The following is a 6,255-nucleotide window of genomic DNA, read 5'->3' as shown; positions in this document are numbered from 1 at the left end:
CTGGCCGACAAATCGGTCACGGCCGACCCCTTGGACGGGTGGGAGTACGCCAACGCCTACGACGAGTTCGAGGACGCGGACGGCGTGGAACTCGTCTGCGGCGCGAGCGAAACCGACGGCGACGGCTGTGGCGAACTGTACTTCCTCAACTTCGTCCGCTACGAGAAGGGAGAAGAACTCGACCCGGACGTACCGCTCCGACCCGAGGACGCGCCGAACTTCGATTTCAGAACTTAGCGTATCCGTAGCCGAAATCCCCACTCGTACGTGCCGCCGTCCACGTAGTACCTATCGACGAAGCGATAGCGTCCCGACGGATAACAGGTGTCCGATTCCTCGTGCGTCAACACTTCCCACTCGACGTGCACTTCGTCGCCGGAACTGAACCGGCGATGTTCGGTCGCACCGCGTCCGGTTGACGGCGTTGCCCACCAACAACCGTCGTGGCGACTGCCCGTCTCGGCTTCGTATTCGAGAACGAGTTTCGAGCCGTCGGGTCCGGCGGCGAGCGTGTCCGCGAACGGGCCGGGGTAGTTGAATCGAACGGTGCGAGGTTCGTCCCCCGTGTACTCGAAGTCGATTCGAATTCGCGGCGGATGCGCCGCCGTCTCGTCGGAGAGGAGCCTCGCCGAGAGCGTCGCCGGAAAGTCGGCCGGAACGGGGTCGTTTTCGATGGAAAAGCGAGGCTCACCACGGGAGAGATGGAGGACGTCCCCGAGACAGCCAGCAGTCACGCTCGTTCCGACCGCGCCGAGCAACGCTCGTCGTCGCATGGGGTAGTTTCACCCCATAGATATCAAAATCTTTAGATTAGTAAGAGAAACGTTGTTCCTATCCGTTCGCGTAAGATTTCGTCGGGACGGGGCGTCAGCCTTTGATATTGCAGACGGGGAACGTTCGAGCGACCGTATCTCCGATTCCCAGCGCGTCCGATACGCGCACGACTTCATCCACGTCCTTGTAGACGCCCGGCGCTTCCTCCGCGACCGTCGCGCCGCTCTGGGCTTTGACGTAGATGTGCTCGCGTTCCAGTTCCTCCCGCACGTCCCCGCCCCAGTAGTCCTTCTTCGCTTGGGTTCGGCTCATCACCCGGCCCGCGCCGTGTGCGGTCGAGCCGAACCCAAGCTCCATCGACGCCTCGCCGCCGCGGAGGACGTAGCTTCCCGTCCCCATGCTGCCTGGGATGATGACGGGTTGGCCCACGTCGAGGTACGCGCCGGGCACCTCGGGGTGGCCCGCCGGAAAGGCGCGCGTCGCTCCCTTTCGATGGACGAACAGCTCTCGCTCCTCGCGCTCGACGGCTTCTCCGTCTCCCACTGGTCGGCCCTCCGGCCCAACCCTCACGACGTGCGTCTCCTTCTTGGCGATGTTGTGCGCCACGTCGTACAGCAGTTCCATCCCCATCGTCCGCCACGGCCGGTCGAACACGTCCTCGAACACCTCGCGCGTGCGGTGCATGACGAGCTGTCGGTTCACCCACGCGAAGTTGATGGCCGCCCCCATCGCCGCGTAGTACTCCTCGGCGAGTCGGCTTCCGGCGGGCGCGGCCGCGAGTTCCCTGTCCGGGAGTTTCGACAGCAGCCCCGAGTGCCGTTTCTCTATCTTCCGGAGGTAGTCGGTGCAGACCTGATGGCCCAGTCCGCGACTGCCACAGTGGATGAGCACGACGACTTGCCCCTCCGAGAGTCCGTACGCGTCGGCGACCTCCTCCCGGAACACGTCCGTCACGCGCTGGACTTCGAGGAAGTGGTTGCCGCTCCCGAGGCTCCCGAGTTGGTTCTTTCCTCGATTCTTCGCCTTCGTCGAAACGGCCGACGGGTCGCTCTCCTCCCGGACGCCCTCGTCCTCACAGTGCGCGAGGTCGGCGTCGGTCGCGTAGCCCTCGTCCAGCGCCCACGCCATGCCGCGCTCCAGCACCTCGTTCACGGTGTCGATGCCCGATTCGACGACGCCGCCGCCGCCCAACCCGGACGGGATGGCGTCGAACAGCGCGTCCACGAGTTCCTCCTCGTGGCCTCGCACGTCGTCCATCGTCAGATTCGTCCGCATCATCCTGACGCCGCAGTTGATGTCGTAGCCGACAGCTCCCGGCGAGATACAGCCGTTTTCGGCGTCGATTCCGGCCACGCCGCCGACGGGGAAACCGTATCCCTGATGACCGTCCGGCATGCAGACGGCGTACTTCGTCACCCCCGGCAACTGGGTCGCGTTCCGCAACTGCTGGAGCGTCTTGTCCTCAGAAATCTGGGAGAGCAGTCGCTCGCTGGCAAGGACGCGAGCGGGCGTTCCCATTTTCCCCTTCTGTGGAATCTCCCACACGTACTCCCGAACCCGTTCGAGCGTGACGTCCCCCGCCGTGTACGTCTTCATGCGTGCTACTTCGAGGCACACGTGGGAAGGCGTTTCGGGGGTGATGAACTTCCCCGTCGTTTAGCGGACGACGACGATTCCGTTCCATTCCCCGTTCACCCCATCCGTTCGCCGTTCACACTCCCTTTCTGCTGTTCACCCATCCGTTCGCCGTTCACACTCCCTTTCTGCTGTTCACACATCCCGTTCGTCGTTCACACGTCGAACACGACGTAGGCGCGCCAGCCGTCGTTGGTCTCTTCGACGACCATCTCGGAGTAGGTGACGGCCTTGACCTCCCGCGCCGAGAGGTCGGCGAGCGGGACGCCGCGTGCGCTTCCATTGAGATGCCAGCCGTCGCCGTCCTCGCGGACGCTCGCCTCGTTTTCGACGGGGAGCACGGCTCGGACGTCGCGCTGGTAGATGAGTTCGTCCAAGTAGTCGAACAGGAGTGCCTCCCGGCTCTCGGCGCGCACGTCGAGGGCGAAGCGCGTTCCGCCTGCTGGGATGTCGTCGCACATGGCCGCCGCCATGCCGTCCGCAACGGCGGCGAACGCGTCGGAAATCGTCTCTCCGGTCGCTTCGACCCCGATATCGGCGGTGTGTTCTCGGAGCGCGTAGCTCATCGTCTATTCCTCGCTCGCTACCGGTTTGAGGCTTGCCACTCCGACATCTCGATGATTCGTATGCCGGTGGAATTATATTTGTCTGCCTGCTACTCCCTCGCAGTGAGCGTAAACATCGACACGCGCGTCGTCGGGCCGGGCGACAATCGCTACGTCGAGGAGGCGTGGCAGCTAAAAGAGCGCATCCGGCAGCGCGAGGGCGTGCTGAAACAACGACGGGGATTCTTCACAGACGCGTACCGCCGGTCGACCGTCTATTGCTACGTCACCGAGGACGACGACGGCGAACGACTCGTCGGGTTCGCGGCAGTCCGACGCGACGGATATATCCTCTTTCTCGCGGTCGCACCCGAGTTTCGGGGCGAAGGGTTCGGTCAACGGCTCGTCGCGAAGGTCGCGGACAATCACGCCTCCGTCACCTGTCACGCCCGAACGACGAACGAGAACGCACTCGACTTCTATCGACACCTCGGCTTCGCCGTCGAGCGTCGCATCGATAACTACTACGAAGACAGCGGCGACGCCTTCTACCTCCGACTGGGTGAGGAAGAAAGCATCGCCAAACGGCTCTCGGATTTCATGCGTAACTAACCGTTGGGTTCGACCTCGTACGGCGGACCGGTAATATCGTCCCGAGCAGCGACCGCGTAATCCGAAGAAACAACGCTTTAATCAATCGGGTGTTTCATGAACGTACGATGGAAGAGCGGACGCGTGCGTATCTCCGAGGCCGGTTCCGTGACCACTACCGAACGGTAGCGCCGGAACTCCCGCCGGACGCCGACCAGCGCGAGTGGGGGTACATCCCGTGGACCACCGGACCGGGGACGACGATGGTTCGGCACAACTCCCTCCTCGACCTCGGCACCCTCGGCGGCTTTCTCGAACGCGAGCGTCCGCGACACGTCTACTTCTCCGCCGGTCGCTACCGTGACCCCGGTGCGGGGACGATGGACGCGAAGGGCTGGCAGAGCGCCGACCTCGTGTTCGACTTGGACGCGGACCACCTGCCGGGCGTCACGCCCGAAACGCCCTACGCCGACATGCTGGCTCGGTGTAAGGAGGAACTGCTCGACCTCCTCGACATCCTCGAACGGGATTTCGGCTTCGAAGACATGACGATAGTCTTCTCGGGCGGCCGCGGTTACCACGTCCACGTTCGGGACGAGGAGGTCAAGGGATTGGGCCGCGAGGGACGGCGCGAAATCGTCGATTACGTCCGGGCGGGCGACGTGGACTTCGAATCGCTGGTGCAGTCGGAGACGGTCGCCGGAATCGGACTCAAGAACCCGACGCAGAAACGAACCCTGCCGACCAGCGGCGGGTGGGGCGGTCGCGTCCACGCGTACGTTAGCTCGTTCGTGGACGACCTCCTGTCGATGGACGAAGCCGACGCCCTCGAACGATTGCAGGAGTTCGACGGCATCGGCTCCGGCAAGGCGAAGGGAGCGTACAACGCCGCGACGAACAACCGCCGGGAGATAGACCGCGGGAACGTGGACGTTCACCCGGCTTTCTACCAACTCGCGCGGATTCTGGCCGACGACGTGTTCGCGGCCGAAAGCGCGGCGGTGGACGAACCCGTCACGACCGACACGCACCGCCTGATACGACTTCCCGGCAGCCTCCACGGCGGGAGCGGGTTGGAAGTGACGCGGATTCCGCGCGACGAACTCGACGATTTCGACCCGCTCCGCGACGCGGTTCCGGAGACGTTCCGGTCACACGAAGTGACGGTCGAACTATCGTCCGAGGCGCACGTTTCGCTCGGTGGCGAAAGCTTTAGGCTCCCGGCGGGTGATGTATCGATTCCCGAATACGTCGCCATCTTTTGTATGGTGCGCGACCGGGCAGAAAAGGGGAAAGAATGAATCTCGACGAACTCCGCAGTGTGCAGAGCAAGGAGCGCTCGAAGGACAGCTTACAGCATCTGCGCGAGTCGTTTTACGCGGACGTCGGGGCCTACATCCGCGGCCTCCGCGAGGAGCGCGAGCGGGCCGCCGAACGGGCGGACGACCCGTTCGATTCCGCTGAAGTCAATCAACTCACCGACGAAATCAAGACCGCGGAGGAGGTCGTCGAGGCGGTGTACGAACGCCGCGTCGGCAAGGTCGTCAAGCGTGCGAGCCTCTCCGCGGCCGGAATTCCGGCCGACGAGGACGGACTGACCAGCGAGGAACAACAGCTGTTTGCGGACCTCGTAGGCCGTATCGAGTCGAACAAGGAGACCGTTCTCGACGTGTTGGCGGGCAACGAGAAGAGCGCCGAATCGACGGCGAGCACCTCGGATGCCCCCGACACGGCGACCGCCGACCCGAGTGCACGTACCTCGACCGCCTCGGACGCACCCGCCTCCGATACGATGGGTCCCGATACGACCGCCTCCGACGTGAACGCCGCCGAATCCGAACCGGAGCCCGCGGGCGACCGTCCGTCGGACGAGGCAGCCGCGATTGCGGGGGAGCACGACGCGACCGCCTCGTCCCAGATGGACGAGTCTACGCCTCCCGAACCGTCGCCACCCAGCGAGGCGACCGCTCGGGAGCCGGGGGAGGCGTCCACGCCGGACGCGGACGCACCGGACGGTCCGGAGTCCTCCGCACTATCTGAATCGTCTGCCCCATCCGCTTCGGCTGCGGATACTGGGCAGTCCGCCGAATCGTCGGACTCGGACACCGCGGACGACCGGACGACGGTCAGAATCACCCGCGATGTCGGGTCGATTCTCGGCGTGGACGAGCGCGAGTACGACCTCGAAACCGAGGACGTGGTTGCGCTCCCGTCCGAAAACGCGGGGCCGCTCATCGAGCGCGACGCGGCGGAAAAAATCGACTGATTCGCTTCGTTCGAGCGGCGACTGATTCATTTTAAGACATCTCGATTCGAACGAGCGCGCATGGTCTCCGGATTCTGGTGGTACGTCCTCTTCGTGCTGGTCGGGACGGCGGTTGTCTGGAAGGGCAGCGACATGCTCGAACGGTCGAGCAAACGGCTGTCGCTGTACTTCGGTCTGCCGCCCGTCGTTCAGGGGGCCATCGTCGTCGCCGTCGGGTCGAGTTTTCCCGAACTGTCGAGTACGGTCGTCTCGACGTACGTACACGGCGCGTTCGATTTGGGCGTGAGCGCCATCGTCGGGTCGGCCATCTTCAACCTGCTCGTCATCCCGGCGATCTCGGGTATCTTCGCCGATGGCGTCGATGCGGACCGGTCGATAGTCTACAAGGAAGCGCAGTTCTACATGGTCGCCGTCGCGGTGCTCCTCATCACCTTCGCGCTGGCG

Annotated in this window: 8 protein-coding genes; 5 read left to right on the top strand and 3 right to left on the bottom strand. The window is 64.2% G+C overall.

Annotated elements, in window-relative coordinates; translation table 11 throughout:
• Window positions 1–237, top strand: a 237-nt coding sequence (locus tag BG842_RS08995) for a hypothetical protein (protein WP_069450502.1), incomplete at its 5' end; no start/stop codon positions are given.
• On the opposite strand, the gene BG842_RS08990 is transcribed toward BG842_RS08995, so the two are convergent.
• From BG842_RS08990 to BG842_RS08980, 3 genes are all read right to left on the bottom strand, one after another.
• Window positions 234–773: a hypothetical protein gene (locus BG842_RS08990; RefSeq protein ID WP_069450501.1), complete on the bottom strand. Its 540-nt coding sequence runs from the start codon at window positions 771–773 to the stop codon at window positions 234–236. The genes BG842_RS08995 and BG842_RS08990 overlap by 4 nt on opposite strands.
• Before the next feature lie 94 nt (window positions 774–867).
• Window positions 868–2,370 carry an RtcB family protein gene (locus BG842_RS08985; RefSeq protein ID WP_069450500.1) on the bottom strand — a complete coding sequence of 501 codons (1,503 nt, stop codon included), beginning with the start codon at window positions 2,368–2,370 and terminating at the stop codon, window positions 868–870.
• Between the two features lie 194 nt (window positions 2,371–2,564).
• Entirely contained in the window at window positions 2,565–2,975 is a 411-nt protein-coding gene (locus BG842_RS08980) for an archease (protein WP_069450499.1), read from the bottom strand.
• A gap of 102 nt (window positions 2,976–3,077) precedes the next feature.
• Here BG842_RS08980 and BG842_RS08975 point away from each other — a divergent pair, with 102 nt between their 5' ends.
• The 4 genes from BG842_RS08975 to BG842_RS08960 all read left to right on the top strand — a co-directional run.
• Window positions 3,078–3,566 carry an N-acetyltransferase gene (locus tag BG842_RS08975; protein ID WP_069450498.1) on the top strand — a complete coding sequence of 163 codons (489 nt, stop codon included), beginning with the start codon at window positions 3,078–3,080 and terminating at the stop codon, window positions 3,564–3,566.
• A gap of 107 nt (window positions 3,567–3,673) precedes the next feature.
• Window positions 3,674–4,846, top strand: coding sequence for a DNA primase small subunit PriS (gene priS / locus BG842_RS08970; RefSeq protein ID WP_069450497.1), 1,173 nt, complete (start codon window positions 3,674–3,676; stop codon window positions 4,844–4,846).
• On the top strand, window positions 4,843–5,811 hold the full coding sequence (locus BG842_RS08965; RefSeq protein ID WP_069450496.1) for a hypothetical protein: 969 nt from the start codon (window positions 4,843–4,845) through the stop codon (window positions 5,809–5,811). Before priS ends, BG842_RS08965 begins: the two co-directional genes overlap by 4 nt.
• Before the next feature lie 60 nt (window positions 5,812–5,871).
• Window positions 5,872–6,255 (top strand): sodium:calcium antiporter (locus tag BG842_RS08960; RefSeq protein WP_394327467.1); only part of this gene is annotated, 384 nt, incomplete at its 3' end.

The sequence above is a fragment of the Haladaptatus sp. W1 genome (assembly GCF_001723155.1).
Lineage (GTDB): Archaea > Halobacteriota > Halobacteria > Halobacteriales > Haladaptataceae > Haladaptatus > Haladaptatus paucihalophilus.
This window is presented reverse-complemented; position numbering and strand designations above follow the sequence as displayed.

What these genes read in the sequence shown, in the direction of transcription:
- BG842_RS08990 (WP_069450501.1), bottom strand. Translation starts at nt 773, where the DNA reads ATGCGACGACGAGCGTTGCTCGGCGCGGTCGGAACGAGCGTGACTGCT.
- BG842_RS08985 (WP_069450500.1), bottom strand. Translation starts at nt 2,370, where the DNA reads ATGAAGACGTACACGGCGGGGGACGTCACGCTCGAACGGGTTCGGGAG.
- BG842_RS08980 (WP_069450499.1), bottom strand. Translation starts at nt 2,975, where the DNA reads ATGAGCTACGCGCTCCGAGAACACACCGCCGATATCGGGGTCGAAGCG.
- priS (WP_069450497.1), top strand. Translation starts at nt 3,674, where the DNA reads ATGGAAGAGCGGACGCGTGCGTATCTCCGAGGCCGGTTCCGTGACCAC.
- BG842_RS08965 (WP_069450496.1), top strand. Translation starts at nt 4,843, where the DNA reads ATGAATCTCGACGAACTCCGCAGTGTGCAGAGCAAGGAGCGCTCGAAG.